Source organism: Nitratireductor indicus C115, assembly GCF_000300515.1.
Lineage (GTDB): Bacteria > Pseudomonadota > Alphaproteobacteria > Rhizobiales > Rhizobiaceae > Nitratireductor > Nitratireductor indicus.
Map to the genome: position 1 here is coordinate 142,772 of NZ_AMSI01000006.1, position 26,569 is coordinate 169,340.

24 protein-coding genes are annotated in these 26,569 nt (G+C 61.4%); 8 read left to right on the forward strand and 16 right to left on the reverse strand.

Going from position 1 to position 26,569, the window contains the following annotated elements:
* The first annotated feature begins 29 nt into the window (after positions 1-29).
* From puuE to NA8A_RS10560, 4 genes are read left to right on the forward strand one after another with little or no spacing between them, the layout of a single operon-like run.
* Positions 30-1,466, forward strand: a complete 1,437-nt coding sequence (puuE, locus tag NA8A_RS10545; protein ID WP_009756487.1) for an allantoinase PuuE — start codon at positions 30-32, stop codon at positions 1,464-1,466.
* Positions 1,467-1,480: 14 nt separating this feature from the next.
* Entirely contained in the window at positions 1,481-2,317 is an 837-nt protein-coding gene (locus NA8A_RS10550) for a bifunctional allantoicase/(S)-ureidoglycine aminohydrolase (RefSeq protein WP_009756488.1), read from the forward strand.
* Complete coding sequence (locus NA8A_RS10555; RefSeq protein ID WP_009756489.1) at positions 2,314-2,823, forward strand: ureidoglycolate lyase; 510 nt, start codon at positions 2,314-2,316, stop codon at positions 2,821-2,823. Before NA8A_RS10550 ends, NA8A_RS10555 begins: the two co-directional genes overlap by 4 nt.
* The gene (locus tag NA8A_RS10560) at positions 2,820-3,413 is read left to right on the forward strand and encodes a nucleoside deaminase (RefSeq protein ID WP_009756490.1); all 594 of its coding nucleotides are present in this window, start codon (positions 2,820-2,822) and stop codon (positions 3,411-3,413) included. The genes NA8A_RS10555 and NA8A_RS10560 overlap by 4 nt, the downstream gene beginning before the upstream one ends.
* A 129-nt stretch (positions 3,414-3,542) precedes the next feature.
* On the opposite strand, the gene pcaF is transcribed toward NA8A_RS10560, so the two are convergent.
* From pcaF to NA8A_RS10575, 3 genes are all read right to left on the reverse strand, one after another.
* Positions 3,543-4,748, reverse strand: coding sequence for a 3-oxoadipyl-CoA thiolase (gene pcaF, locus NA8A_RS10565; RefSeq protein ID WP_009756491.1), 1,206 nt, complete (start codon positions 4,746-4,748; stop codon positions 3,543-3,545).
* A gap of 69 nt (positions 4,749-4,817) precedes the next feature.
* Positions 4,818-5,594, reverse strand: a complete 777-nt coding sequence (locus NA8A_RS10570) for a CoA-transferase subunit beta (protein WP_009756492.1) — start codon at positions 5,592-5,594, stop codon at positions 4,818-4,820.
* Positions 5,591-6,448, reverse strand: a complete 858-nt coding sequence (locus tag NA8A_RS10575) for a CoA transferase subunit A (protein ID WP_009756493.1) — start codon at positions 6,446-6,448, stop codon at positions 5,591-5,593. The genes NA8A_RS10570 and NA8A_RS10575 overlap by 4 nt, the downstream gene beginning before the upstream one ends.
* 56 nt (positions 6,449-6,504) lie before the next feature.
* On the opposite strand from NA8A_RS10575, the gene NA8A_RS10580 reads away from it, so the two are divergent.
* Positions 6,505-7,308, forward strand: coding sequence for an IclR family transcriptional regulator domain-containing protein (locus NA8A_RS10580; protein ID WP_009756494.1), 804 nt, complete (start codon positions 6,505-6,507; stop codon positions 7,306-7,308).
* Between the two features lie 14 nt (positions 7,309-7,322).
* Here NA8A_RS10580 and NA8A_RS10585 read toward each other — a convergent pair whose 3' ends face one another.
* The 9 genes from NA8A_RS10585 to NA8A_RS10625 form a co-directional block, all read right to left on the reverse strand.
* The gene (locus NA8A_RS10585) at positions 7,323-7,577 is read right to left on the reverse strand and encodes a hypothetical protein (RefSeq protein ID WP_009756495.1); all 255 of its coding nucleotides are present in this window, start codon (positions 7,575-7,577) and stop codon (positions 7,323-7,325) included.
* Between the two features lie 123 nt (positions 7,578-7,700).
* Positions 7,701-8,606 carry a LysR family transcriptional regulator gene (locus tag NA8A_RS10590; protein ID WP_240532772.1) on the reverse strand — a complete coding sequence of 302 codons (906 nt, stop codon included), beginning with the start codon at positions 8,604-8,606 and terminating at the stop codon, positions 7,701-7,703.
* 699 nt (positions 8,607-9,305) lie between these two features.
* Entirely contained in the window at positions 9,306-11,528 is a 2,223-nt protein-coding gene (locus NA8A_RS10595) for a heavy metal translocating P-type ATPase (RefSeq protein ID WP_009756497.1), read from the reverse strand.
* A gap of 93 nt (positions 11,529-11,621) precedes the next feature.
* A complete protein-coding gene (locus NA8A_RS10600; protein WP_009756498.1) occupies positions 11,622-12,623 on the reverse strand; it encodes an ABC transporter ATP-binding protein in 1,002 nt (333 codons plus the stop codon).
* A gap of 9 nt (positions 12,624-12,632) precedes the next feature.
* Positions 12,633-13,697: a Gfo/Idh/MocA family protein gene (locus NA8A_RS10605; protein WP_009756499.1), complete on the reverse strand. Its 1,065-nt coding sequence runs from the start codon at positions 13,695-13,697 to the stop codon at positions 12,633-12,635.
* Positions 13,694-14,533 (reverse strand): carbohydrate ABC transporter permease, encoded by an 840-nt coding sequence (locus NA8A_RS10610; protein ID WP_009756500.1) that lies wholly within the window; start codon positions 14,531-14,533, stop codon positions 13,694-13,696. Before NA8A_RS10610 ends, NA8A_RS10605 begins: the two co-directional genes overlap by 4 nt.
* 13 nt (positions 14,534-14,546) lie before the next feature.
* On the reverse strand, positions 14,547-15,476 hold the full coding sequence (locus tag NA8A_RS10615) for a carbohydrate ABC transporter permease (protein ID WP_009756501.1): 930 nt from the start codon (positions 15,474-15,476) through the stop codon (positions 14,547-14,549).
* 68 nt (positions 15,477-15,544) lie between these two features.
* Positions 15,545-16,807, reverse strand: coding sequence for an ABC transporter substrate-binding protein (locus NA8A_RS10620; protein ID WP_009756502.1), 1,263 nt, complete (start codon positions 16,805-16,807; stop codon positions 15,545-15,547).
* Between the two features lie 110 nt (positions 16,808-16,917).
* A complete protein-coding gene (locus tag NA8A_RS10625) occupies positions 16,918-18,174 on the reverse strand; it encodes an ABC transporter substrate-binding protein (protein WP_009756503.1) in 1,257 nt (418 codons plus the stop codon).
* Between the two features lie 399 nt (positions 18,175-18,573).
* Here NA8A_RS10625 and NA8A_RS10630 point away from each other — a divergent pair, with 399 nt between their 5' ends.
* Genes NA8A_RS10630 through nagA form a run of 3 tightly spaced genes read left to right on the forward strand, consistent with a single transcriptional unit; the run spans position 18,574 to position 21,400 of the window.
* A complete protein-coding gene (locus NA8A_RS10630) occupies positions 18,574-19,464 on the forward strand; it encodes a glucosamine kinase nucleotide-binding domain-containing protein (RefSeq protein WP_009756504.1) in 891 nt (296 codons plus the stop codon).
* Positions 19,461-20,219, forward strand: coding sequence for a GntR family transcriptional regulator (locus tag NA8A_RS10635; protein WP_009756505.1), 759 nt, complete (start codon positions 19,461-19,463; stop codon positions 20,217-20,219). The genes NA8A_RS10630 and NA8A_RS10635 overlap by 4 nt, the downstream gene beginning before the upstream one ends.
* Positions 20,220-20,242: 23 nt before the next feature.
* On the forward strand, positions 20,243-21,400 hold the full coding sequence (gene nagA, locus NA8A_RS10640; protein ID WP_009756506.1) for an N-acetylglucosamine-6-phosphate deacetylase: 1,158 nt from the start codon (positions 20,243-20,245) through the stop codon (positions 21,398-21,400).
* Between the two features lie 16 nt (positions 21,401-21,416).
* On the opposite strand, the gene NA8A_RS10645 is transcribed toward nagA, so the two are convergent.
* The 4 genes from NA8A_RS10645 to NA8A_RS10660 all read right to left on the reverse strand — a co-directional run bounded on the left by NA8A_RS10645 (position 21,417) and on the right by NA8A_RS10660 (position 26,554).
* The gene (locus tag NA8A_RS10645) at positions 21,417-24,095 is read right to left on the reverse strand and encodes a bifunctional acetate--CoA ligase family protein/GNAT family N-acetyltransferase (RefSeq protein ID WP_009756507.1); all 2,679 of its coding nucleotides are present in this window, start codon (positions 24,093-24,095) and stop codon (positions 21,417-21,419) included.
* A gap of 112 nt (positions 24,096-24,207) precedes the next feature.
* The gene (locus NA8A_RS10650) at positions 24,208-24,969 is read right to left on the reverse strand and encodes an ABC transporter ATP-binding protein (protein WP_009756508.1); all 762 of its coding nucleotides are present in this window, start codon (positions 24,967-24,969) and stop codon (positions 24,208-24,210) included.
* Positions 24,969-25,748, reverse strand: coding sequence for an ABC transporter ATP-binding protein (locus NA8A_RS10655; protein WP_009756509.1), 780 nt, complete (start codon positions 25,746-25,748; stop codon positions 24,969-24,971). The genes NA8A_RS10650 and NA8A_RS10655 overlap by 1 nt, the downstream gene beginning before the upstream one ends.
* Positions 25,745-26,554: an ABC transporter permease gene (locus NA8A_RS10660; protein ID WP_040672404.1), complete on the reverse strand. Its 810-nt coding sequence runs from the start codon at positions 26,552-26,554 to the stop codon at positions 25,745-25,747. The genes NA8A_RS10655 and NA8A_RS10660 overlap by 4 nt, the downstream gene beginning before the upstream one ends.
* Positions 26,555-26,569: the final 15 nt, after the last annotated feature.

Below are 26,569 nucleotides of genomic sequence, written 5' to 3' on the forward strand. Positions count from 1 at the left end.
CTTGGCAATAGAGTTCAATGGACCACAGCATGACCCGTTATTTCCGAGACATGGCCGGCTACGGCCCCAACCCGCCGGATGCGAAATGGCCGGGAGACGCGCGGGTGGCCGTGCAATTCGTCGTCAATTACGAGGAAGGCGGCGAGAACTGCATCCTGCACGGGGATGAAGCCTCGGAAGCCTTCTTGTCCGAGGTCGTCGGGGCAGCGCCATGGCCCGGCATGCGCCACTGGAACATGGAATCGATCTATGAGTATGGCGCGCGCGCCGGCTTCTGGCGGCTCCACCGCATGTTCACAAAGGCTCAGGTGCCTGTCACGGTTTTCGGCGTTGCCACGGCGCTTGCGCGCAGCCCAGCGCAGGTGGCCGCGATGCGCGATGCGGGCTGGGAGATCGCCTCCCACGGCCTGAAATGGATCGATTACCGCTCATATCCGCAGGAGAAGGAGCGCGCCGACCTTCTGGAGGCGATCCGCCTCCACGCCGAGGTGGTGGGCGAACGCCCGCGCGGCCTCTATCTCGGCCGCACTTCGGTCAATTCCGTCAGGATCGCCATCGAGGAAGGTGGGTTCGACTGGATTTCGGACACCTATGACGACGACCTGCCCTATTGGATCGACCATGACGGTCATGGCAATGCAGCCCGCCCGCAACTCGTCATTCCCTATACGCTGGACGCCAACGACATGCGTTTTGCGACTGCGCAGGGCTTCAATTCCGGCGACCAGTTCTTCGCCTATCTGCGCGACGCCTTCGACACACTTTACGAGGAAGGCGAGGCGGGCCGTCCGGCCATGATGAGCATCGGGCTCCATTGCCGGCTCGTCGGTCGTCCCGGTCGCGCCGCCGCCCTGCAGCGCTTCATCGACCATGTGAAAAGCCGCGAGCATGTGTGGCTGGCCACCCGCGGCGAGATCGCCCGTCACTGGCGCGAGCACCACCCCTATGCCCCGGCTGCGCTGCGCCCGAGCCGCATGAGCGCGCCCGAATTCATCGAGCGTTTCGGCAGTGTCTACGAGCACTCTCCCTTCATCGCCGAGCGCGCTTTCGGGCTTGAGCTTGGCACCGCACACGATACGGCGACAGGGCTTGCCAATGCGCTCGCCCGTGTCTTCCGCTCCGCCAGCGAAGAAGAACGCCTCGACATCCTGAAGGCTCACCCTGACCTTGCCGGAAAGCTTGCAACAGCAAAGCGCCTGACGGTGGAATCCACCCGCGAACAGGCGTCCGCCGGCCTGGACGCCCTCACCGACGCAGAGCGTATCCGCTTCACCGAGCTGAACACGGCCTACACCGGCCGTTTCGGCTTTCCGTTCATTATCGCCGTCAAGGACAATACAAAGGAAGGCATCCTGAAGGCGTTCGAGACCCGGCTTGAAAACAGCTACGAGGAAGAGTTTTCCACGGCCTGCCGGCAGGTGGAGCGCATCGCCTTTCTCCGGCTCAAGGACATATTGCCCGCGTAACACAGGACAATAAAATGAGTGCCCGCACCTATTTCGCACCGCATGGCGGACACCCGCCGCAAAGCCAGCTCCTGACGGGCCGCGCGGTCTTCACCGAAGCCTATGCGCTGATGCCCAACGGCGTCATGCAGGACATCGTGACGAGCGCGCTGCCGTTCTGGGACGACACGCGTCTTTGGATGATTGCACGCCCGCTCTCGGGTTTCGCCGAGACGTTCTCGCAATACATCATGGAGGTGCAGCCGGGAGGGGGTAGCGACAGGCCCGAGACTGAAAGCGGCGCCGAAAGCGTCCTTTTCGTCATGGAAGGCGAAATCACCGTACAGCTGGACGGGACCGCGCACGGGATGACACCCGGCGGCTATGCCTATCTGCCGCCCGATTGCGGCTGGACCCTGCGCAGCACCGGCAGCGCCCCCGCGCGCTTCCACTGGATCCGCAAGGCCTATGAGGCCGTCCCCGGCCTCGCCAAGCCCGACCCCATCTTCGTGAACGAGGCGGATGTGCCTGCAAACCCCATGCCCGGCACGGACGGAAAATGGGCCACGACCCGTTTCGTCGACCCGCAGGATCTGCGCCACGACATGCATGTCACCATCGTCACCTTCGAGCCCGGCGCGGTGATCCCCTTTGCCGAGACCCACGTGATGGAGCACGGGCTCTACGTGCTCGAAGGCAAGGCGGTCTACCGGCTCAACAGCGACTGGGTGGAGGTGGAAGCCGGGGATTTCATGTGGCTGCGCGCCTTTTGCCCGCAAGCCTGCTACGCGGGCGGCCCCGGCAAATTCCGCTACCTGCTCTACAAGGACGTCAACCGTCACGCCAAGCTGCGCGGTCCATTCGCGCCATGAAGACCATCGTTGCAGAAGCTCTGACCCGTGAGGCTTTCGCCCCCTTCGGCGACGTGATCGAGACGGAAGGTACCGAAAGCTTTTTGATCAACAATGGCAAGTGCCGCCGCTTCCACGATCTGGCGAAAGTTGAGGCCGGCGGCGAAAATGCCCGTGTCCTGATCAACATCTTTCGCGGCACCCCTTATCCGATGCCGCTCACCCTCTCCATGGTAGAGCGCCACCCGCTTGGAAGTCAGGCTTTCATGCCGACGACCCCCGCCCCCTTTCTGGTCGTTGTCTGCCCCGATGAAGCGGGCCGACCCGGCAGGCCGCGCGCCTTCCTCACCGCCCCTGGACAGGGCGTCAACTATGCTCGCGGCACCTGGCACGGCGTGCTGACGCCCATCGGCAAGGAACAGGACTTCGTCGTGGTTGACCGCGGTGGAGACGGCAACAATGTCGAGGAACATTTCTTCACCGAACCTTACAGCATCGCCCTGCCGGAGACCGGTAACGCCTCATGACCGACAGCACCCTCATCAACCGCCTGCTCGATGTGATCGAACAGGACATCCTGCCCAAAACACGAGAAGGTGTGGCCCACGGCAACAAGCTCTTCGGCGCCGCGATCCTGCGCAGGGACGATCTTTCGCTTGTACTTGCCGAAACCAACAACGAGCTGGAAAACCCGCTTTGGCACGGGGAAGTGCATGCGCTGAAGCGCTTTTACGAAATGCCGAAGACTAGCCGCCCCGACACAAGCGATTGTATTTTCCTGTCCACCCACGAACCCTGTTCGCTCTGCCTTTCGGCGATCACATGGACCGGTTTCGACAATTTCCATTATCTCTTCAGCCACGAGGATTCGCGCGATTCCTTCGCGATTCCCCATGACCTGAAGATATTGAAAGAGGTCTTCACGCTGGAACCCGGCGGCTACAACGCCGAAAACGCCTTCTGGAAGAGCTATGCCATTCCAGCATTGGCGCGGACGCTCCCGGAAGCCGAAGCGCGGGTCGCATTGGCCCGGATCGAGGCAATCGGAGCAGCCTATGCCGAGCTCTCCGACGCCTATCAGGAGAGCAAGGCCGGGAATGACATTCCGTTGAACTGATCGGTGCGGGAACAGACGCCCGCACTCCTGGATCGATTCACCGTTTCACGGAAACCCTGAACCGATCTATCTCCTTGTTTCTCCTCCGCATTTATGCAGACGTCAGGACTGCAAAATGCTCTGGCCGCGCTACACCCGCTCCATCGCGAGCGCGATGCCCTGCCCCACGCCGATGCACATCGTGGCAAGCGCAAGCCTGCCACCGCGCTCATGCAGTTCAAGCGCCGCCGTGCCGGAAATGCGCGCGCCAGACATGCCCAGGGGATGACCGAGCGCAATTGCCCCGCCATTCGGGTTCACATGCGCCGCATCCTCGGCGATCCCGAGCTCCCGCAACACCGCGATGCCCTGCGAGGCAAACGCCTCGTTGAGCTCGAACACGTCGAAATCTGAGGGCTTCAGACCAAGCCGCGCACACAGCTTCTTTGTTGCAGGCGCGGGCCCGATCCCCATGATACGCGGCGGAACGCCTGCCGTCGCGCCGCCGAGAATTCGAGCGATGGGCGTCAGCCCGTATTTCCTGGCCGCAGCCTCGGACGCTATGATAAGCGCCGCAGCGCCATCATTGACCCCCGAGGCATTTCCGGCTGTCACCGTGCCGTTTTCCCGGAACGGCGTGGACAATTTGCCAAGCTTTTCGACACTGCTGCCCGGGCGCGGATGCTCGTCCTTGTCCACTACGATCGCATCGCCCTTTCGCTGCGGTATCGTGACCGCAATGATTTCCTTTGCCAGGCGGCCGTTTTCCTGCGCGGCAACGGCCTTGTTCTGGCTGCGAACGGCGAAGGCATCCTGATCGGCGCGGCTGACGGAAAAGTCAGCTGCGACATTCTCCCCCGTCTCGGGCATGGAATCCACGCCATACTGTTTCTTGAGGAGCGGGTTTATGAAGCGCCAGCCGATGGTGGTGTCGTAGATTTCCGCATTGCGCGAGAACGCCGATGCTGCCTTCGGCATGACAAATGGGGCGCGGCTCATGGATTCCACGCCGCCTGCAATCATGATTTCGGCCTCGCCTGCCTTGATCGATCTGGCGGCAATCGTGATCGCATCCATACCCGATCCGCACAAACGGTTGACCGTCGATCCCGGAACATCCACCGGCAACCCTGCCAGAAGCGCGGCCATGCGCGCGACATTTCGGTTGTCTTCGCCAGCCTGATTGGCGGAGCCGTAGAACACGTCGTCAATGGCCGCCCAGTCCACACCCGGATTGCGCTCTATCAGCGCCCGGATCGGCACCGCAGCCAGATCATCAGCCCTCACGGAGGAAAGGACGCCACCAAAGCGGCCAATGGGAGTGCGGATATAATCGCAAATAAAGGCTTCAGCCATGATACGCGGTTCTCCTTCGCGAACGGTGAGCGGCGGCCCAGCCCTTCATGTTTATCGAGAGGTGAAGAATCAGCGTCCCTTATGGGCCGCTTCGGTGCGCGCCTTCAAGTCGCGCAGGATCGAAAGCTCCTGTTCGGTTGGAGGCGGGGTTTCCTCAACCCTCTCGGCGAACCTGACCGTCCAGCCGCAAGTCTCCTGAACCATCTCCCGTCTCACGCCAGGATGAAGTGACACCACCGTAAATTCCTTCGTCTGTGGGTCGGGCCTCCAGATCGCCAGATCCGTGATGAGAAGGGTCGGGCCCCTGGTGTCGATCCCCAGCCGCTGGCGATGGTCGCCCCCTTCGCCATGGCCGAAGGAAGTGAAGAAGTCGATTTTCTCCACCATCGCCCTGCGCGATTGGGCGAGCGTGACATAGACCTCCTGCGAGGAACTAGCGATCTCCGGTGCCCCACCACCGCCCGGCAGCCTCACCCTTGGATGCTCGTATTCGCCCACCACCGTGGTGTTGATATTGCCGAAGCGATCAATTTGGGCAGCGCCCAGAAAGCCGATGGTGATGCGCCCTCCCTGAAGCCAGTAGCGAAACATTTCCGGCACTGGCACGGTGGTCAGCGCCGTATCGCAAAGCTCTCCGTCGCCGATGGACAAGGGCAATACATCCGGAGCCGTGCCGATGGTCCCGGACTCATAGATCAGCGTGATATCCGGCGCATGCGTCAACCGGGCAATGTTGCAGGCCGCCGAAGGCGCACCGATGCCAACGAAGCAGACGTCGTCATTTCCAAGCGCACGCGAAGCCGCAATGGTCATCATTTCATTGGGTGTGAAATCCGCACCGGTCATCCTGCAACCCTCAGCTTCTCCACACGCTGTTCAAAGTCTTCAACACGAGCCTGAAACACATTGCGGTCCATCCAGTCTCGGAAGACATCGCGGTCTGCCGCAACCTTGTCCCACTCAAGATATGCTGCATTGTCGCGGGCGTAATATCCATGCGCATAGGAAGGATGCGCCCCGCCAGGCACGACCGAGATCGCCGTGATCGTCCAGTGCGGCAATATGGTCAGGTTGGGATGCTGATCGTCGAAATCCTCCACCACCTCCTCGACTGTGGCAACCGCCCGACGCGCGGCGAGCACAGCCTCCTTCTGGATACCCACAATGCCCTCCACCAGCACATTGCCCCGGCGATCCGCCTTCTGCGCGTGAATGAAGGCGACATCGGGCCGCAACGCCGGAACAGCGGCAAGCTCTTCCCCGGTGAAGGGGCATTCAATGAAGCGAATGTTCGGATTGACGCGCGCAAGCTCCGCTCCGCGATAACCGCGGAACACAGCACAGGGCATGCCTGCCGCACCCGCCTCATAGGCATTGGCCATGGCAGCATGCGAGTGCTCCTCGATTTCCAGAGCATTCGGAAACCCATTCTCCACCGCATCGCGCAGACGGCGCAGCAGGCCGACGCCAGGGTTTCCGGCATAGGAAAACACCAGCTTTCGCGCCATGCCCATGCCGATCATCTGGTCATAGACCACATCCGGCGTCATGCGGATCAGCGTCAGGTCGCGAAACCCTTGGCGGATTGCCTCGTGGGCAGCCGCAGTCGGGATGAGATGCGTGAACCCCTCAAACGCAACGCTGTCACCATCATGCAGGTTCTCCGAAACGGCCTGAGACAAGGGGAGGAAACGCGCCATCGGACTCCTTAAAAGTTCGTATTGCGAACAAATGTTCTATATGCGATATTTATTAGATGGAGATCGAAAGCGAGTCAAACACCGTATCGGACCACAACCGGGATCTCGTGGGGGCCCTGCAAAAGGGGCTTTCCGTTTTGGAAATTCTGTCGCGGGCGCCAAATTCACCAAGCGGCATGACTCTCACGGAAGTCGCGGTGGAGGCAGGCCTGCCCCGTGCAGGCGCGCGCAGGCTGCTGCTGACGCTGGTCGCCAGCGGTTATGCACGCCAGGAAGAGCGGCGCTTCGTCTTGTCGACCAAACTGCTTTCGCTGACACGGTCCTGGATGGGTGAGGCATCGGTCTGGCGCTATGCGGAACCGATAATGCAGGCTCTCTCGGCAAGGCTGGGCGAATCCTGCTCTGCCGCCGTGCTGGAAGGCGACCACATCGTTTATGTGGCGCGCGCGGCAAGCAGACGTATCCTGTCTGTCGCGCTCTATGTCGGCGCGCGCCTTCCTGCCCATTGCACATCAATGGGCCGGGTACTCCTTTCAGATCTGGATTCTACCGAACTCGCCCGTTTTCTCGCGCATGCGTCGATCGGCGCCAAGACTGCGAAAACGGTGACGGACAGGGCCATCCTCGCCGCGAAGATGGCGGAAACGCGCGAGCGAGGCTATGCCATCGTCGACGAGGAACTGGAACTCGGTCTGCGCTCGATTGCGGTTCCCGTTAGAGACAGGTCCGGCAAGGTCGTCGCCGCTCTGAACGTGTCGACCCAGACCGCCCGGTTCACCTGCGCCGAGATGGAGCAAACCATTCTCGCCCCGCTGCTCGAGGCGGCTGGTGAAATCGAGGATTTTCTCACCCTGCAATGAAATATCACGGGTTTTCATGCAGCACTCCGCGAGTTCTTTGCCGGTGTATTGGGCTGCTCGATCACTTCGCGCATGCGTCGCGCAAGACGAGCCTGCAACCTGGCAAGGACCACATTGTCTAGAACATCACGGGACTGGGCAATGAATTGATCGCCGGCAACGGCATAAAGGGAATCGACAATGGAAACGTCCTCCTGCGGGGAGAGGAGAGCGTCGATATGCGCATCGTTCTGCGCGTCCGAAAGGGCGTTACGAATATGCTTCATCATGGTGCGGATATTTGGTGGAGAATCCTGACGGCAAGGCGGCGGTCAGATGAAATTTTGAAGACAGTTTCTTGTCATGATACTGCCGCGCAGCAGGCCGCGCGGCAGTATCATCAAAAACTGAGACTACTGGCGGGCAAGGCTATGGCGCGGAAAACCTCCCGGCGGCGGCACCATTCGATGCAACTCCCCCTGAAGGAGCTCGAAAATGTCGAGCGCCATCCGCAGATTGAAGCGCTTGTCATCAAAGAACATGCCGTAGCGCATGTCCAGTCCGCCTGGCAGCACCTCGCTGCAATCCTCAAGCACGCTTGAAAACTGCCCGTCGAAAACGAAACTCGGCAGGGGTGAAACCGCTGTGCCGCTTGCCACGAGGCGAACCGCCGTCGCGATGTCGTCTGCTTCGCTGAGCACGTCATAGGAAATGTCCCTTTGCCGCAACCACTCGCGCGCTGCGGCGCCAAGCGGCGACTGGGAGTTCGTGAGGACCACGGGAACGGCGCCGGGCGAGCGCTTCATCTGCTCACCGAGTTCCCGCGCGCCGATCCAGCGCAATGTATGATCGGCCACAAGGTCTGGCCCCAGTTCCGAAGGGTAGAGCGCCCGGAAAACCGCGTCGATCTGGCCGAAATCGTACATTTCTTCCAATCGCCTGGAATCCGCGATGTTCCAGCTCACCGTCTCACGGACCTTGCCGAGCCGTCCCATACCATTCAGAAGCAGCGGCGCACAATAGCCACAGATTCCGACCTTCAGCTTGGAAACGCTCTTTTCATAGCCGACCGTGCGCAGGCGGCGCTCCAGATCGAGCATCTGGCGGATCAACCCGGAAATCTCTTCCTTGACGATGATCCGATTGCCCAGTTTCTTGATGAGCGGCGTGCCGATGGCCCGCTCCAGCCTGCCAAGATGCATGCTCACCGCCGGTTGGCTGATACCGAGCTTCTGCGCCGCCCCGGTCAGGCTGCGGGTGTCGATGACGGCCTCCGCTGCCCGCAAAGTTGCAAATGATAATCCGTCTTGTTTATGCATGCCCATAATTTCGCGCCTCGCAATAATAAGATCAAACCTCGAACCCGACCGACGACACCGCTTACGCGGTTCGCAAACACCTCGGAGCGACACAAACCGCCCCGCCCCAACCCCGACCGTCATGGCACAGGATAGGGTTCGCGCGGCGAAACACGCCGCCCGCCTCAGGGCAACGAAGCGGAATGCACCGTCTTCTTGCCCTAACTATTTGCTTTTAAGCCGCTTCCTCCGGAAGACAGGACTCCCGGCGGCCAAAGCCGCTTTCAGGCACCGAAGGGCGCCGTCATTTACGCCAACACTTGCAGGCCGACCCGGGAACCACCGGCAGGACCTTCAACAAAGCGGCGCGCACAGATGTCCGCTGAAACTCATCCACCCCCTAGGCGATTGAGATACAACTGCCTCGACACAACTTCTGCACGATATTGGATTCGTTTTCGATATACAACCTATAATTGATTATGTGGATATCTTTGTAAACATTCTGTTATTCGGCATTTAAAGTATCGAGTTTTACGAATTAAAAACAAATATTTAACGAGAATCTCCCGAAGGAAAACGCCCCGAATACAACTTTTGGTTTATAATAGAGGAGCGTTTTCGTTTAAGCGGAAAGCGGACGTGGAAACGACGCGACAGGCTTTCTTCCTGCCGCGTCGCGCCGCCTTCCGCTAAACACTATACAAAGATAAACGAACGCTAACCGCCTCGCGATAAACGAAGTAGCCGTAGCGCGTTTAGGGTCACGAGAACCGTAGCCCCTGTATCCGCAAGAACCGCTATCCAGAGCCCAGTGAAGCCAAGGATGGTGGTAACGAGAAAGACGGCCTTCAGTCCAAGTGCGATAGCGATGTTCTGGCGGATATTTCCCATCGTGATCCGCGCGATACGGATCAAGGCGGGTACATCGCTCACGCGATTTGCAAGCAAGGCGGCATCGGCGGTTTCAAGCGCCACATCCGTGCCGGAGCCCATGGCGACACCAATCTGGGCTGCGGCAAGCGCTGGTGCATCATTGATGCCATCCCCAACCATCATCACGGCATCGCCTTCGGCAAGGCTCCTGATTGCTTTCACCTTGTCGTCGGGCAATAGTTCCGCTCGATGCTCCATCGAAAGCCCCTTCGCAATCGCAGCCGCTGTCCGGCCATTGTCTCCCGTCAGCATCATGGAACGGACGCCAAGCGAAGAGAGCTCTTCCACCGCCCGGCGCGCATCCTCGCGCGGCTCGTCCCGCAGGGCCACGATCCCTTGCAGACGCCCGGCGCGAAACACCGCGGCAACGGTCTTGCCTTCTGCTTCCAGCGCCTCGATCCGGTTCCGGGCCTCATCCGTCATGGCGCCCTGTTCGGCAGCATAGCGCGGCGATCCGACAAAGGCCGTCTCCCCTTCGATCTCCGCTTCGACGCCACGACCTGCAACAGCCCGTGCGTTGCGCCCGGCCTTTGCTGCAATTCCGGCCTCCTCAGCACGCTTCAAAATTGCTTCCGCGAGAGGATGGCTCGACCCCGCTTCCACACCGGCGGCAAGCGCAAGAGTTGCCAGGTCGTCCCCGTCCACACTCCAGAGATCGGTGACCACGGGCCTTCCCACGGTCAGCGTTCCCGTCTTGTCGAAGGCAACGAGCTGAATTCCGGCCGCCGTCTCGATCACGGCTCCGCCCTTCATCAAGAGCCCGCGGCGCGCAGCTGCCGAAAGCGAAGATGCGATGGAAGCAGGAACCGAGATCACCAGCGCGCAGGGGCACCCGATGAGCAGAAGCGCAAGCGCGCGATAGATCCAGACATCCCAGCTCTGGCCTGCAAGAAGCGGCGGCACAAGAGCAACAAGCACCGCAAGCCCGACGATTGCCGGCATGTAGTAGCGGCTGAAACGGTCGATGAAGCGTTCCGTCGGCGCGCGCGCTTCCTGTGCTTCCTCGACAAGGCGGATAATGCGCGCGATCGTGTTGTCTTGCGGTGTGCGCGTCACCCGCACGCGCAGAACGGCATCTGTGTTGATCGAGCCGGCAAAGACTTCCTCGCCCGGCCCCTTGCTCTTTGGCACGGATTCGCCCGTCACCGGCGCTTCGTCGATGCTCGCCATTCCATCCGTGATTTCGCCGTCCGCTGGAATACGGTCGCCAGGCCGCACGAGAACGGTCTGGCCGATCCTCAGGCTGGCAGCCTCCACTTCACGCGTCTTGCCATTCTCTTCCAAAAGGGCTGTCTTGGGCACAAGATCGCCAAGGGCCCGAATGCCCGCTCGCGCTCTGTCCGCCGCAACGCCTTCGAGAACCTCGCCCACGGCAAACAGGAACACGACCAGCGCAGCCTCTTCCGCAGCCCCGATCACCAGCGCGCCCGCCGATGCAATCGTCATCAGCATCTCTATGGTAAAGGGCATGCCCGCCATAAGCGCTGCCAGCGCCCGGCGCGCCACGGGAAACACCCCGATCAGGCAGGCCATCACAAATGCCCAATGGGATGCGTCTCCCGGAACCGCGAACTTGATCGCCCAGGCTGCCACGAGCAGCAACCCGGTTCCGATCACCAGCCTTCCCTTGCCAGTCTGATACCAGCTCTTGTCTGGGTCGCTCGGCCCATGGGAATGCGAATGGGCATGACCGGAATGATCCGCCCCTCCATGGCCGTGCCCTTCGTGATCGTGCGCTAGCTCGCCAACGGTCTCCCGCGTGCCCCCCTGTCGGGCGACGATGTCGTAGCCCAATCGGCGAACCGCACCCTCCACCTTCTCGCGCGATGTCGTTCGCTCATCGAGAGAAAGGGCCAGCGTCTCTCCCATGACGGAAACCCGGACATCCTCGACGCCCGGAAGCCGCTCCAGTGCTCCGCGAATCTTGGTGGCGCAGCTCGCGCAATCCATACCGCCCACCGACCAGGTCAGCGTGCAAGCGTCGGTGTTTTCCTCATTCGAAGGCACTGTAGGTCTCCTTGCAGTCTCTTGATGACAGCAAGATAGGACCTCTAGTGGCTAGAGCTTCAAGAGCAAATTTTACAATCGCTCTGCATGATTTCAGCGGATCGCCTTGCCCTCTCCATCGAAGCGATAGATCCTCGAAGGATCGAAACGGGCATTGAGCATGCTGTCGATCTCAAACTGATGCTCGCCGAAAAGGCGCACACAGATAAGTCCGGCTTCGCCGCAATCGAGATAGACATTCGTATCGGCGCCCAGATGTTCCACATGCGAAACCCGCCCCGCAATGTCGCCCTTTTCCGAACCGACCGCGATGTGCTCGGGCCGGATGCCGATGGTCCGCGCATCCTCGCGGCCAAGATCGCCCGCATCGATGAAATTCATCTGCGGAGAGCCGATGAAGCCGGCAACGAACAGATTGGCCGGATTGTTGTAGAGTTCCATCGGCGTGCCGATCTGCTCGATGCGCCCGCCATTCAACACGACAATACGGTCGGCAAGCGTCATAGCCTCGGTCTGGTCGTGGGTCACATAGATCATGGTCGCACCGAGCTCTCGATGCAGGCGCGCAATTTCGAGCCGTGTGTTGACGCGCAATGCCGCGTCGAGGTTCGATAAGGGCTCGTCGAACAGGAAGAGCTTGGGCTTGCGCACCACCGCGCGGCCGATCGCGACGCGCTGCCGCTGCCCGCCTGAAAGCTCCGCCGGCCGGCGCTCAAGATAAGGTTCGAGTGAAAGCATCTTCGTCGCGACATCCACACGCTCGGCAATCTGCGCCGGCGGGCGTTTCGCCTGCTTCAGGCCCAGGCTCATATTGTCCCGAACAGTCAGATGCGGGTAGAGCGCATAGGTCTGGAACACCATGGCGATGCCGCGCTTCGAGGGTGGTGTCGCAGTGACCCCGGCTCCGTCGATCTCGATGGTACCGTCGGACGCATCCTCCAGCCCGGCAATGATGCGCAGAAGGGTCGATTTCCCGCAGCCCGAAGGGCCGACGAAAATGACGAACTCTCCATCCTCGACCTCCAGGTCGATGCCTTTGATGACCTCGACCTTGCCGAAGGATTTCGTGATATTCTTGAGTGCAAGTGAGCCCACTGGTTCTTCCTATAGGTCGATTTCCCTGCCCGTGCGCACGCTTTCGTCAGCGGCAAGGCAGATGTTGAGCGATTGAACGGCGTCTTCCATGTGCCGGGTGAGATCGAGATCTTCGCGAATGGCCTTGAGCACGAAGGCCTGCTCGCGGTCGCAGAGCTCCTGATGCCCCGGCTCATCGTCCATCGAAAGCAACGTGTCGGGCCCACGGAAGCGCCCTGCCGCATCCGTCTCGGCACGGTGAATGCGGATGGTCGAGGTTTTTGTGTGCGTATCGATGTCGTCAGACTTTGCCCCTTCCGCCATGACGATGGAAACGCAGCCCTTCGGCGAGATGATGTCTTTCACGAAGAAGGCGGTTTCGGAGATCATCGGTCCCCATCCCGCCTCATACCAGCCCACGGAACCATCCTCGAACAGAACCTGGAAGTGGCCGTAATTATACATGTCCGGTGCGATCTCGTCGGAAAGCCGGACGCCCATGCCGCGCACCTTGACCGGCCTGGCATCGGTGATCTGGCACATCACATCCACATAGTGCACGCCGCAATCCACGATGGGCGGCGTGGTCTCCATCAGTTGCCTGTGCGTATGCCAGGTAGGTCCCGATGACTGCTGGTTCAGGTTGAGCCTGAAGACATAGGGGCCGCCGAGATTTCGCGCCTCCCCGATGAGCCGCATCCATGAGGGATGATGCCGCAGGATATAGCCGATCACCAGCTTTCGCCCGTTCGCCTTTGCCGCATCAACCACGCGGCGGGCATCCGCGACATTCGTCGCCAGAGGCTTTTCCACGAAAACATGCGCGCCATGTTCCAGAGCCGCCACCGCATAATCGGCATGGCTGTCCGAATAGGTGTTGACCGAAACGAGCTCCGGATTGAGCGAGGCGAGTGCCTTGCCGTAATCCGATGTCAACGCATAGCCGGCCAGCCCTTCGGGCAGTTCCGGCTTCGAGCGATTGACCAAACCGACAATCTCGAAACCGGGGTTCACGTGATAGGCGAGCGCGTGACTGCGCCCCATATTGCCGAGACCCGCGACCAGAACGCGTACGGGGTTCTGAGAAGCGCTCATTTGACCGCTCCCGATGTGATGCCGCGGATAAGCTGGCGCGAAAAGATCAGATAGAGGATCAGTACCGGCAGGATGGCGAGGGATAGTGCCGCAAGCACCGCGTTCCAGTTGGTCACGAACTGGCCGATAAAGACCTGCGCACCGAGCGTTATGGTCTTCGTTTCTTCCGCCGGCGCGAGGATCAGCGGGAACCACAGGTCGTTCCAGATCGGGATCATGGTGAAAACGGCGACCGTTGCCATGGCGGGCCGCACGAGCGGCAATACGAGCCGGAAGAAGATGCGGTATTCGCTGAGCCCATCGATGCGGCCGGCATTCTTCAGATCGTCGGAAACCTGCCGCATGAACTCCGAAAGGATGAAGATGGCAAGCGGCAACCCCTGTGCCGTATAGACCAGGATCAGCGCCGTGCGGGTGTTGACGAGACCGGAAGCCACCATCATCTGGAGTATGGCGACCGTTCCAAGCCGGATCGGGATCATGATGCCGAGCGCCAGGTAAAGCCCCATCAGCGTGTTGCCGCGGAAGCGGTATTCCGACAGGGCAAAGGCTGCCATGGCACCGAACAGCAGCACCAGAAACAGAGAAACCACGGTGACGATAAGACTGTTCTGGAAATAAAGCAGGAAATCGCCCTGCTGCAGCACGGTTTCAAAGCCGATCAGGCTGAAACTGTCCTTGTCGGGCAGTGCCAGCGGCGCACGGAAGATCGCCTTGCGAGACTTGAAGGCATTGATGACGATAACCACCACCGGAAAAAGCGCGATCATCGTATAGGCGATCAGGATCGCGTGAGCGGCAATGGAATGGACGGGCGAGTGTCTGGCCTTGTTCATTATTCTCTCCCGCTCAGAACTGATACCGGCGCAGGCGCCGCTGGATGCCGAACAGATAGATCGACACACCGATCAGGATGATGAGGAACATGGCCGTCGCGATTGCCGCCCCCAGATTGGGATCTCCAAGCTGCAGCTGGAAACCGAAGAAGGTGCGGTAGAGGAATGTTCCCAGAATATCGGTCGAGAAATCCGGCCCCGCGAGCGCCCCTTGCGTGGAGTAGATGAGATCGAAGGCATTGAAGTTGCCGACGAAAGTGAGAATGGAAATGATGCCGATGGCCGGCAGGACGAGCGGCAGCTTGATCTTCCAGAACTGCGCCATGCCAGTCACGCCGTCGCATTCAGCCGCTTCGAGAAGTTCATCGGGGATGGACAGAAGCGCCGCGTAGATGAGCATCATCGGAATACCGACGAACTGCCACACGGAAATCAGCGCGAGCGTGGTCAACGCATACGCCTCCTTGCCGAGCCAGGGCTGGAACAGGCCTTTCAGCCCGACGAAATCGAGCAGATTGGGCGCCACACCCCATAAAGGGCTGAGGATCAGTTTCCAGGCGAAGCCGGCGATCACGAAGGAAAGGATGGTCGGGATGAAGATGGCAGTGCGGTAGAAGGCACGCATTCTCAGCCGCGGGCTGCTCAGCAGCGCTGCCAGAAGAATGCCGATCGGGTTCTGCACCAGCATGTGAATGATGAAAAACCAGACATTGTTGCCGAGCGCGTTCCAGAACTGTTCCGACCAGCGCTCATCCCCGAAAAGAAGCCGGAAATTGTCGAGACCGATGAAGACCTGTGCATTCTGCGCGTCCGTGTAGAGCGCGAGCTTCAGCGTGTTGAACAGCGGCAGGATCATGATGGCCGTGTAGATCAGGACGGCCGGAGCCAGGAACACGGCGATGTGCCAGCGGATGGGTGGTCTGGTGCTTTGTTCTGCGGCCATGTGTGCCCCTTTGCCTTCCGGTTGAAGCGCCGGGCTGTCGACGCCCGGCGCTCCTGTTCAGGCAGATGTTACTGCTTCTGCGGCTCGTACCAGCTTGCGAGCCCCTTCTGGAGCGTCTCTCCGGCTTCCTCAGGCGTCTGCGCGCCGCGCAGCACATTAGCCGACACGTTCCACATCTCGTTCCAGAGGTTCGGCGTGCCGCGCGACAGAATCTGGTGCGCTGGGCGGATGGTGGACTTGCAGCTCTCACGCCAGGAGACGAACTCCTTGGCAAGCGGGTCTTCCATCTCCACCGTCTCGTTGGAGAGCGAGAAGAAGCCCGGCAGAGAGTTCGCATAAAGCGAAGCGAATTCGGCAGATCCGACCCAGTTCAGGAAGGTCTTCGCGGCCTCCTGGTTTGGTCCCTTCGCGTTCATGCCGATGCCGATATCGGTGTGGTCGGAGATGTAGCAGGTATCGCCTTCCTTCTGCACCGGCGGCGGGAAAGCCCCCATCTTGAAATCGGCCTGTTCATTGAAGATCGAAATCTCCCAGGAACCGGCCGGGAAGATTGCAGCTCGGCCGAGCGTGAAGAGGTTCTGGCTGTCGGGATAGGCCTGAGCTTCATAGCCGTCGCCCAGATAGGGCGCCCATTTGGCGAGCTGGCGGAAAGGCTCCACCCAGTCCTCGTCGGTCAGCTTCTGCTCGCCCTTGATGAGCGCGAGCCGGCCCTCCTCGCCTTTCCAGTAGTTCGGACCGATGTTGGTGTAGCCCATGGTGGCGGCTTCCCACTGGTCCTTTGCACCCATGGCCATGGGAATGTAGGAGCCGTCTTCCTTGATCTTGTCGAGAAGGGCGAAGAACGCGTCCACCGTCTTGGGGGCCTCGAGCCCGAGCTCCTCGAAGATTTCCGCGTTGTAGATGAAGCCGTGGATGACCGAGGCCATCGGAACGCAGAAGGTGGCCGACCCATCGTCGGTGCTCCATGCGGCCTTCGCCACATCGCCGAAATTCTTCATGTTCGGCAGGTCCTGGATCGCCACCAGCTGCCCTTTGTTGTAGAGGCTTAAGGAAGCGTCGAACGGGCGGCAGGTGATGAGATCGCCGGCCGTGCCTGCTTCCAGCTTGGAATTGAGAACGGCGTTGTATTCCGTGGGGGCGGAAGGCGCAAACTTGACCTTGATGCCCGGATGGCTGGCTTCGAAGGCCGGGATGAGCTTTTCCTGCCAGATGGGCAGATCGTCGTTTCGCCAGCTTTCGATTGTCAGCGTCACGTCTTCCGCCATGGCCGTGCCGGCGGAGCCGAGCATCGTGGCCGCCAGAAGCGCCAGCTTCATATGTTTGAAAGTCATTGCCTTCTCCCTGTTTTCATAACGAATGCCCGCCGTGCACAATTGGCCGATAGCGGCGGCTGAAGCGCCGGCGCGAAAAGCTCCGGCGCTCGGATGCGTCAGTCCGCGTTTTATTTCTGCGGATCGTACCAGCTGGCGAGACCTTTCTGCAGGCGCTCAGCGGCGGCCTCCGGCGTCTCGGTACCCTTGATGACATTGGCCGAAGCGTTCCAGGTCTCGTTTTCGAGGTTCGGCGTACCGCGCGACAGAATCTGATAGGTCGAGCGGATGGTCGACTTGCACTTCGTGCGCCAGGAAACGAACTCCTGAGCCAGCGGGTCCTCCATCTTCACTTCATGGTTCGAGAGCGAGAAGAAACCCGGCAATGCATTGGCGTAGAGCGTGGCGAATTCTTCGGATCCGACCCAGTTCAGGAAGGTCTTGGCTGCCTCCTGGTTCGGTCCCTTCGCGTTCATGCCCATCGCGATGTCGACATGATCCGAGATGTAGCAGGTATCGCCTTCCTTCGGCACCGGTGGCGCAAAGGCGCCCATCTTGAAATCGGCCTGTTCGTTGAAGACCGAGATTTCCCAGGAACCCGCCGGATAGATCGCTGCACGGCCGAGCGTGAAGAGATTCTGGCTGTCGGGATAGGTCTGCGCCTCATAACCGTCGCCAAGGTAATCCTTCCACCTGGCAAGCTGGCGGAACGGCTCGACCCACTGATCGTCGGTAAGTTTCTGCTGGCCCTTGATGAGGGCAAGCCGACCTTCCTCGCCATGCCAGTAGGTGGGTCCGATATTCTGGTAGCCCATCGTAGCGGCTTCCCATTGATCGTTTGTGCCCATGGCCATGGGGATATAGGTGCCGTCTTCCTTGATCTTGTCGAGCGCGGCGAAAAACGCATCGACGGTCTTGGGCGGTTCCACACCGACCTCGGCGAAGGCGTCCGCATTGTAGATGAAACCGTGAATGACGGACGCCATCGGCACGCAGAACGTGACCGAACCGTCGTCCGTGCTCCAGCCGGACTTCGCCACATCGCCGAAATTCTTCATGCCTTCCAGGTCCTGAAGCGGCGCCAGATAGCCCTTTTCGTAGAGGCTGAGCGAAGCGTCGAACGGACGGCAGGTGATGAGGTCTCCAGCCGAGCCGGCCTCGAGCTTGGAATTCAGCGCCGCATTGTATTCGGTGGGTGCCGTCGGATTGAACCTGAGTTTGATACCTGGATTTTTTGCCTCGAATGCGGGAATGAGCGTTTCCTGCCAGATGGTCAGGTCGTCATTGCGCCAGCTTTCGATTGTCAGGGTCACGTCCTGAGCCATCGCCGGGCCGGCAAAGCCGAGCATGGTGGCGGCAAGAAGCGCCCGTTTCACTCGCTTGGTCATGGTCTTCTCCCTGTTCGCCTCAAGGGCGCCGGCCTGCATTGCGGCTCGTGCGCCGAGGGGCAGCCTGCTGCCTGATGTTCCTGTGTGGGGCTTTTTCTTTTGTTCGCCCGCCATTCGCCTTGGCGATGGCTGGCGCGCTCCCCGCTCCGGAAACACGACGCGGGCTCGGGGCCCTCGCCATGCATCGTTTTCCGGCCTCGCGGACCGTCGTACCTCCACCCGTTAAATTAAGGCCAAAAAAATACCATTTGTCCAGAGTTGAATCTTCATCGCGTAATCCTTGTGCTAAACGATTGAAATCGTGCAATTGCTGCGTCAGATTGACGTTGATTTTCGGCTGGATGGTTTTTCCAGTTCCCCAAAGGTATCTTTTTGGTATCATGTCCTCAGGGAGTGGTCATGTACGACTATGTGATAGCCATCGACGGTGGAGGCACGAGTTGCCGCGCCGCGCTTGCAGACCGGAATGGCCGGGTTCTGGGGCGCGCCATGCGTGGTGCGGCGAACATTTTTTCCAGAGCAGACGCCATCGCACAAAGCATCCTGGCGGCCTCGAATGCGGCTCTTGCCGAAGCGGGGCTTGGAGCTGAAGCTCTTTCTGAGATTCCTGCTTTTTTCGGCCTGGCGGGCATCAATGTCGGCATGCGCCAGGAAACGCTGGCCGCCCAGCTTCCCTTCCCCGAGACACGCTTCGTGCATGACGGCATCATCGCGCTGCAAGGCGCTCTTGGCGATACCGACGGTGTGATCGCCATTCTGGGAACCGGGTCCGCCTATGTCGCGCGTGAGAAGGCGAAGCTGCGCAGCATCGGTGGTTGGGGCTTCATGATCGGCGACCAGGCCAGCGGCGCGGTTCTGGGACGAACCCTTTTGGCAGAGACTTTACTTGCCAATGACGGCATTCATCCACAGACCGAATTGAGCCGCACCGTAATGGAACGTTTCGGCGGAAATCCCGAAAACACGGTGGAATTCACCGTCACGGCCAAACCGGCGGACTATGGTGCCTATGCCCCCATGATCCTTGAATTCGCCGAACGCGGCGACCCGTTGGCCGGCAAGATACTCGATGCCGCGGTACGCGATGTCACCGACGCGCTCGATGCCGTTGTTTTTCCCGGTTGCACAAAACTTTGCCTCCTGGGTGGCCTCGCCCCGCACTACGGCAAGCGGCTTTTGCCACGCCACCGCAGTCTGCTGCATGAAGCCGAGGGAGACGCCCTTGCGGGCGCCGTTCAGCTCGCCGTAAGAGCCTTCATTCCGCAAACACACGGAGCGGGACAGGAATGAGCGCAGCCGAACTTTTCAAGCCGGATCGTATCGCGGCAACGGGTCAGGGGCCTTTGTATATGCGGCTACGCCGCGTAATCGAGGACGCCATCGCAAACGGCTCCCTTCAGGAAGGCGAAGCATTGCCCACGGAGCGCGATATCGCCGAACGGGCCGATCTCAGCCGCGTCACCGTACGCCGCGCGGTGGACGATCTCGTGAAGCAGGGGCGCCTCATCAGGCGTCATGGCTCCGGCACTTTCGTTGCCCCACCCGTTTCCCGCGTGGAACAGACCCTGTCACTTCTGACCTCCTTCACCGAGGATATGGCCCGGCGCGGGCTTTCGGCACGCTCGCAATGGCTGGAGCGCATCGTGGTGGCGCCGTCGCCCGAAGAGATGATGGTGCTTGGTCTGTCGCTCGGCGAGAAGGTGTCGCGGCTTGAGCGGCTTCGCATCGCCGACGATGTGCCGATGGCCATCGAACGCGCAGCAATCATCGAAAGTTTCCTGCCCGATCCGTTGGAAGTAACCGAATCCCTCTACGAAGCGCTCGCCCTGCGCGGAGCCCGTCCAACCCGCGCGACACAGCGCATCTCCGCCCGCAATGTGGACGAACGTTCCGCGGGACTTCTGAAGGTTGCGCCAGGAGAAGCCGCTCTTTTCATCGAACGCGTGTCCTACCTGCCGGATGGTCGCGTCATCGAATTCACCCGCTCCATCTATCGCGGCGATGCCTATGATTTCGTCGCAGAACTGAAGCTTCCCCAACGCTGATACGAAAGCCACTGGAACCCGCCATGACATCTCTTGCAATCACCGGTGCACGCATTTTCGACGGCGATGCCTGGCATGATGATCACGCGCTGATCATCGATGGCGGACAGGTGACAGGTATCGTGCCAATGCGTGGCGTTGCACCGGGGCAGGCAACCCGCAAGGCCGGCGGCGCGATGATCGTACCGGGCTTCCTCGATCTTCAGGTCAATGGTGGCGGTGGCGTGATGTTCGACGGCGAATGCGGCGTCGAGGGATTGTCGACCATCTGCCGCGCGCATGCGAAATTCGGCACGGCAGGGCTCTTGCCCACCTTGATCACCGACACGAGGGAGGCAACCGCAAAGGCAATTGCGGCCGGCATCGAGGCCGCGCGCAGCCGCATGCCCGGCTTCCTGGGGCTTCATCTGGAAGGCCCTCATCTCTCGCTTGCGCGCAAGGGCGCGCATGACCCCTCGCTCATACGCCCCATGGAGGCGGACGACCTTGGCGCGCTGATCGAAGCACGCCGGCATCTGCCTGTCCTGATGGTAACGCTTGCTCCAGAAAGCGTCACACAGGAGCAGGTGCGCGCCCTTGCCGAAGCAGGCGTGTGTGTCAGCCTCGGCCACACGGATACCGGTTGCCGAACCGCGCTTGCCTATGCAAAGGCCGGCGCGCGGCTCGTCACCCATCTCTTCAACGCCATGAGCCCACTCGGCCATCGCGAACCGGGACTGGTCGGCGCGGCGCTGGAAAGCGGTACGCTTTGGACCGGCCTGATTGCCGACGGCATTCACGTCGATCCGGTGGCCATGCGCGCCGCCCTCAAGGCCAAGACCGGACCCGCCCGCATCTTCGCCGTCACCGACGCCATGTCGACCATCGGCACTGACATGAAATCCTTCACGCTGAACGGGCGCACCATTGAGCGGCGCGACGGCCGCCTGACCCTTGCCGACGGTACACTGGCCGGCGCCGACATCGACATGGCCTCAACCGTGGCGAACCTGCACCGCCAGGTAGGCCTGCCGCTTGAAGAGGCCTTGCGAATGGCGAGCCTCTATCCTGCGCAGGCTGTAAAGCTTGAGAAGACCAAAGGGCGTCTCGGGGCGGGAATGGATGCCGATTTCGTCGAGCTGACGGAAGAACTCTCCGTCGCAGTCACGTGGATCAGCGGCAACGTGGTGCATACGGCCTGATGCGCCACCCCGTCGCTCAGAGCTTGAGCGACATCGTGACGACGCCGGGCTCCTCGCTGTTTTCCTTGGCGACAAAGCCGAAATCGCGGCACATGGAGAGCATCTTGACATTGTCGCTGAGAACAATGCCCTCAATGGCCCCGATCCCCTCTTCGCGCCCATAGTCGATCAACTGCTTCAAAAGCGCGAAGCCAAGGCCATGCCCTTGCAAATCGGTGCGCACGAGAAGCCCGTATTCGGCAATTTCCTTGTCGGGATCGGAGGAAAGCCTGCCGATGCCGCCCATCTCGCCATCCTCGGCCCGCAGGGCAATGAAGGCGATATCGCGCTCGTAATCGAGCTGCGTCAGCCGCATCAGCATCTCGTCGGGAAAATGCCGACGCGGGGCAAGAAAGCGGAAACGGATATCCTCCGGTGAAACGCGCGACAGGAAATCGGGAAACAGCGCCACATCCGCCGGCTTGATCGGCCGCAGGTGATAGCGATGCCCTTCCAGGTCGACATCCTTTGCCCATCCGTCCGGATAGGGACGAATGGCAAGATCGGTGCTCGGCCCCTTGCGATCGATTTCCGAGGGCTCGATCTCGATGCGCGCATCGAGCGCCACCACACCTTCGCTGTCAGCGATGAGCGGGTTGATGTCCATGCCTTTGATACAGGGGAAATCCACGATCATCTGCGAGATCGCGTTGAGCGCATCTGCAATCGCCTCGCGATGCGCGGGCGCACGGTCGCGATAGCCGGCGAGCAGTTTTCCGATGCGCGTGGAATCCATCAGGTCGCCCGCAAGCACATCGTCGAGCGGCGGCAGCGCGATGGCCGTGTCGTCCACCACCTCGACGGAGGTGCCCCCGGCCCCGAACAGCACCACCGGCCCGAAGATCGGATCCTGACTGACACCCAGGATCAACTCATGGGCATGCTTGCGGGTTACCATGGGCTGCACGACGAAACCTTCGAGCGCATCGGCCTCGCCGCGCTCCTCCAGGCGCTTCACGATAGCTTCCGCCGCTTCCCTCGCAGCATCTGCGGTCTTCAGATCGAGCACCACGCCGCCGACATCGGATTTATGCGTGATGGTCTTTGAGAGGAGCTTCACCACCACGCGTGAGGAGGACTGCAACAGATGCTCCGCCGCCCCGCCAACCGCATCCGGCGTCTGCACCACGATTGTTTCGGGAACGGGGATGCCATAGGCGGCAATCGCCGCCTTAGCCTCGGGCTCTGTGAGCATGCGTCGCCCCTCGGCGGCCGCACCCGACAGGATCGCCCGCAATGCCTCCCGGTCGCCTGTCACGTCTTCGCTGCGGCTCGACGGCACCCGCGTCAACGCCTTCTGCGCGCGCGACCATTCGCCCAGATAGGAAAGCGCAGCGGTGGCGCTTGCCGGTGTGCTGAAATTCGCGATACCGGCTTCCTGAAGAATCCGCCGGCCTTCGCGCGCCTTCTCCTCACCGAGCCAGCAGGTGATGAGCGGCTTGCCGTTGAGCCTGCCCCGGTCGGCAAGGGCCGCGACAGCACGCGCCGCATCCGAAGGCGAAGCAAGTCCCGTCGGACAATTGAAGACGAGGACGGCATCCGTGTTCGCGTCATCCGCGACGGCACGCACAGCCTCACTGTAACGTTCGGCGGGCGCATCGCCGATAATGTCTGCCGGATTGGCATGCGACCAGTTTTCAGGCAGCGCCTTGTCCAGCCGCTCAAGTGTCTGCGGGGTGAATTCGGCCAGCGTGCCCTTGAGGTCGATCAGCTTGTCCACGGCCAGAACACCGGCCCCGCCGCCATTGCTGACGATACCCACCTGCGAACGTTCCAGCGGCGAAAAGCGCGCCAGCACCTCGGCGGCATCGAACAATTCGCCAAGATCGATGACACGCAGGATGCCCGCACGCCGCAACGCGGCTTCCACCACCCGGTCTGCGCCTGAAAGTGCGCCCGTGTGGGTGGCCGCTGCCTTGGCCGCCTGCGCGTGGCGTCCCGCCTTGATGGCGATGACGGGTTTCAGCCGTGCCGCCGCCCGCGCGGCGGTCATGAATTTCCGCGGGCTCGGGATGGTTTCGAGATACATCAATATACCGCGCGTGCGCCCGTCACCCGCCAGCATCTCCAGGTAATCGCCCACATCCACGTCGGCCATGTCACCGAGCGAAACGATGTGCGAGAAGCCGATCCCTTCCGCCGCAGCCCAATCCACCAGCGAGGTGGCGATGGCACCCGACTGGGAAAGAAGCGCAAGTCCGCCTGGCTTTGCCTGCATATGGGCGAAACTCGCGTTGAACTTCATCGGCGGCACCATCAGACCCACGGTGTTCGGGCCGATGATGCGGAAAAGATGAGGCTTGGCCGCATCGAGCATGGCCTGCCGCAAGCCGTTTTCCCGCGTCAGGCCGGCTGTGATGACGACCGCCGCGCGCGTTCCCTTCTCGCCCAGTTCGGCGATGATGCCCGGCACCGCCTGCGGCGGCGTGAGGATGACGGCAAGATCAGGGATGGCAGGAATGTCGCGTGCACTCTTGTAGCAGCGCCTGCCGGCCACCTCCTTGTATTTCGGATTGACCGGCCAGATTTCACCCTCGAAGCCACCCTCGATCAGGTTCTGCATGACGATATGACCGACCGCGCCGGGCCGGCTCGACGCGCCGATCACGGCGACGGATCGCGGGCGCGCGGCAAATTCAAGGTTGCGGATCGTCATGAGGGGCTCTCCGGATCGCGGCAGTGTGTGTTTGCGTTGCAGTATAGCCCGATCCTTTGACGGCTTTGCAACCCGCGAACGGGTTACCCCGGACTTTGCCAAGTCCTAAATTTCAGCCTCCCTTTCGCAACCTCGGCACTGCCGCTACCAGCGCCTTCAACGTCGACGATTGCGGGTTGGAAACAACATCCTGCGTCGGGCCGCATTCCACGATCCGCCCCTGGTCCATCACCGCGATGCGATGGGCGATCACACGCACCGCCGCCAGATCATGCGAGACGAAGAGATAGGCGAGCCCTTCGCTTTGCTGCAAATCAGCAATGAGTTGCAGTATCTGACCGCGCACCGAGGCATCGAGAGCCGAAACGGCTTCGTCGAAAACGATTACCGAAGGGCGCGTCGCAAGCGCACGCGCAATAGCGACGCGCTGCCTTTGTCCACCCGAAACCTCATGAATGCCACGTTCGGCAAGGGAAGCGGTGAGCCCCACGCGTGCGAGAAGCTCCGCCACGCCGTCCGCGAACCCGTGCACCCGCAGCGGCGCGGCGAGGGCCGAGCCGATGGTCGCACGCGGATTGAAGGCTGAAAGCGGATCCTGGAAAACCATCTGGATCGCGCCGCGCCGTTCGCGCAATGCGCGACCTTCAAGCTTCAGCCAGTCATCGCCGTTGAAATGGATGCTGCCCGCCTGCGGCTCGATGAGACGCATCAAAACGCGGGCAAGCGTCGACTTTCCGCTTCCCGAAGGTCCGACGAGCCCGAGCGTCTCGCCGCGCTTGAGCGTAAACGCCACGTCCTGCAACGCCGCCACGCGCCGCCCGCGGCTTGCGAAGGTTTTCGACAATCCCTTGGCCGCGAGGAGAGGAACGTCCATCAGCACGCCTCCCCGACGAGACGCGGCGCGGAAAGATCGATCTGCGCATCGAGCAACCTGCGCGTATAGGGATGCGCCGGAGACACCAGAACCTGGTCTGTCGGTCCGGTCTCCACCAGAATTCCATCCTTCAGAACCGCGATTGTGTCGGCGAGATTCGAGGCAAGGGCGAGATCATGTGTGATGAAGACAAGCGTCATGCCCTCTTCCCTGACGAGTTCCTCCAGAAGCGCCACGATGCTGGCCTGCACCACTGTGTCGAGGGCGCTCGTGGCCTCGTCCGCCATCAGGAGGCGCGGTCTGGCGGCAATGGCAGCGGCAATGGCGATGCGCTGCAGTTGCCCACCCGAAAACTGATGCACATAGGCGGTAAGAGCGGCCTCTGGATCGGGAATGTGCACCCGTTCAAGAAGGTTCCTTGCAAGCTCGTGTGCGGCCTTTCGCCCAAGCCCAAGGTGGCGCCGCGCCCCTTCCGCCACCTGTTCACCGACGGGAATGACCGGGTTGAAGCTTGCCGCCGGATCCTGAAACACCAACCCCGTGTCGCGCCCCGTCAGCGGTGCGCGATCAAGACCTGGCCAGTCCACCCTCCCCTCGACCAGCGCTTCAGGCGGCAAAAGGCCGGCAAGGGACAGCGCCAATGTTGTCTTGCCCGACCCGCTTTCGCCGATTACCGCAAGCTTCGCACCCGCATGGATGTCGAGGTCGACGGCTCGCAGCGCGAAAGCGCCGGCATGGGAGACCGAAAGCCCCCGGATTTCCAACAGATTGCCGCTCATGCCCGCCCCCGGCGGCGCGCAAGCGCCTCGGCCACGCCTTCGCCGAACAGATAGACCCCGAGCACCGTGGCAACGAGCCCGAGACCAGGCGCAATGGAGAGATAGGGCGCAGAGCGAAGGAGGTTGCGGCCTTCGGCGATCATCGAACCCCAGGTCACGATGTTCGGGTCTCCCAAACCGAGGAATGACAGCGCCGCCTCGATCAGCACCGCACTGGCCACGATCACCGAAGCGAGCGCAAGAACCGGCGGCAGCGCATTGGGCAGGATTTCGCGGAATGCGATCTCAGCGGGATGCATGCCCATGGTGCGGGCGGCTGCCACAAAATCGCGCTCTCGGATGGAAAGCACCTCCGCGCGCACCAGACGCGCCGGACCGGTCCAGGCCCCAAGCGCGATAGCCACCACCACGACCGGCAAGGATGCGCCTGTGACGCTGACGAAGGCGAGCGCCAGAAGGAAGCCCGGCACCACCTGGAACGCGTCCACGATGCGCATCAGAATGTCCTCCACGAGCCCGCCCGCAAATCCGGCCACCGTGCCCACGATGCTGCCGGCGATCAGCGCCATGAGCGCCGCGGAAATCCCCACAAGAAGCGATGCGCGGGCTCCGTGCATCAGACCCGCAACCACATTGCGGCCGAGCCGGTCGGTACCGAGCGGAAAAGCCGGATCGCTGAAAGGCGCGAGCATGGGCCTGCCGGCGATAGCCATCGGATCGCCGGGATAAACGAGCGGTGCGCAAAGCGCCATCGCGGCAAGCAGGATGAGCAGGATGAGCCCGGCCATGCCTTCGGGTGAACGCATCAAGCGCAGCGCAAA

Bases quoted from the DNA above. Each gene is read 5' to 3' on its own strand.
- NA8A_RS10655 (WP_009756509.1), bottom strand. From the start codon at position 25,748: ATGAGCGGCAATCTGTTGGAAATCCGGGGGCTTTCGGTCTCCCATGCC.
- NA8A_RS10615 (WP_009756501.1), bottom strand. From the start codon at position 15,476: ATGGCCGCAGAACAAAGCACCAGACCACCCATCCGCTGGCACATCGCC.
- NA8A_RS10660 (WP_040672404.1), bottom strand. From the start codon at position 26,554: ATGCGTTCACCCGAAGGCATGGCCGGGCTCATCCTGCTCATCCTGCTT.
- NA8A_RS10605 (WP_009756499.1), bottom strand. From the start codon at position 13,697: ATGAGCGCTTCTCAGAACCCCGTACGCGTTCTGGTCGCGGGTCTCGGC.
- NA8A_RS10630 (WP_009756504.1), top strand. From the start codon at position 18,574: ATGTACGACTATGTGATAGCCATCGACGGTGGAGGCACGAGTTGCCGC.
- NA8A_RS10580 (WP_009756494.1), top strand. From the start codon at position 6,505: ATGGAGATCGAAAGCGAGTCAAACACCGTATCGGACCACAACCGGGAT.
- NA8A_RS10620 (WP_009756502.1), bottom strand. From the start codon at position 16,807: ATGACTTTCAAACATATGAAGCTGGCGCTTCTGGCGGCCACGATGCTC.
- puuE (WP_009756487.1), top strand. From the start codon at position 30: ATGACCCGTTATTTCCGAGACATGGCCGGCTACGGCCCCAACCCGCCG.
- NA8A_RS10585 (WP_009756495.1), bottom strand. From the start codon at position 7,577: ATGATGAAGCATATTCGTAACGCCCTTTCGGACGCGCAGAACGATGCG.
- NA8A_RS10610 (WP_009756500.1), bottom strand. From the start codon at position 14,533: ATGAACAAGGCCAGACACTCGCCCGTCCATTCCATTGCCGCTCACGCG.
- NA8A_RS10650 (WP_009756508.1), bottom strand. From the start codon at position 24,969: ATGGACGTTCCTCTCCTCGCGGCCAAGGGATTGTCGAAAACCTTCGCA.
- NA8A_RS10625 (WP_009756503.1), bottom strand. From the start codon at position 18,174: ATGACCAAGCGAGTGAAACGGGCGCTTCTTGCCGCCACCATGCTCGGC.
- NA8A_RS10590 (WP_240532772.1), bottom strand. From the start codon at position 8,606: ATGCATAAACAAGACGGATTATCATTTGCAACTTTGCGGGCAGCGGAG.
- NA8A_RS10575 (WP_009756493.1), bottom strand. From the start codon at position 6,448: ATGGCGCGTTTCCTCCCCTTGTCTCAGGCCGTTTCGGAGAACCTGCAT.
- NA8A_RS10560 (WP_009756490.1), top strand. From the start codon at position 2,820: ATGACCGACAGCACCCTCATCAACCGCCTGCTCGATGTGATCGAACAG.
- NA8A_RS10635 (WP_009756505.1), top strand. From the start codon at position 19,461: ATGAGCGCAGCCGAACTTTTCAAGCCGGATCGTATCGCGGCAACGGGT.
- NA8A_RS10550 (WP_009756488.1), top strand. From the start codon at position 1,481: ATGAGTGCCCGCACCTATTTCGCACCGCATGGCGGACACCCGCCGCAA.
- NA8A_RS10645 (WP_009756507.1), bottom strand. From the start codon at position 24,095: ATGACGATCCGCAACCTTGAATTTGCCGCGCGCCCGCGATCCGTCGCC.
- pcaF (WP_009756491.1), bottom strand. From the start codon at position 4,748: ATGGCTGAAGCCTTTATTTGCGATTATATCCGCACTCCCATTGGCCGC.
- nagA (WP_009756506.1), top strand. From the start codon at position 20,243: ATGACATCTCTTGCAATCACCGGTGCACGCATTTTCGACGGCGATGCC.
- NA8A_RS10555 (WP_009756489.1), top strand. From the start codon at position 2,314: ATGAAGACCATCGTTGCAGAAGCTCTGACCCGTGAGGCTTTCGCCCCC.
- NA8A_RS10570 (WP_009756492.1), bottom strand. From the start codon at position 5,594: ATGACCGGTGCGGATTTCACACCCAATGAAATGATGACCATTGCGGCT.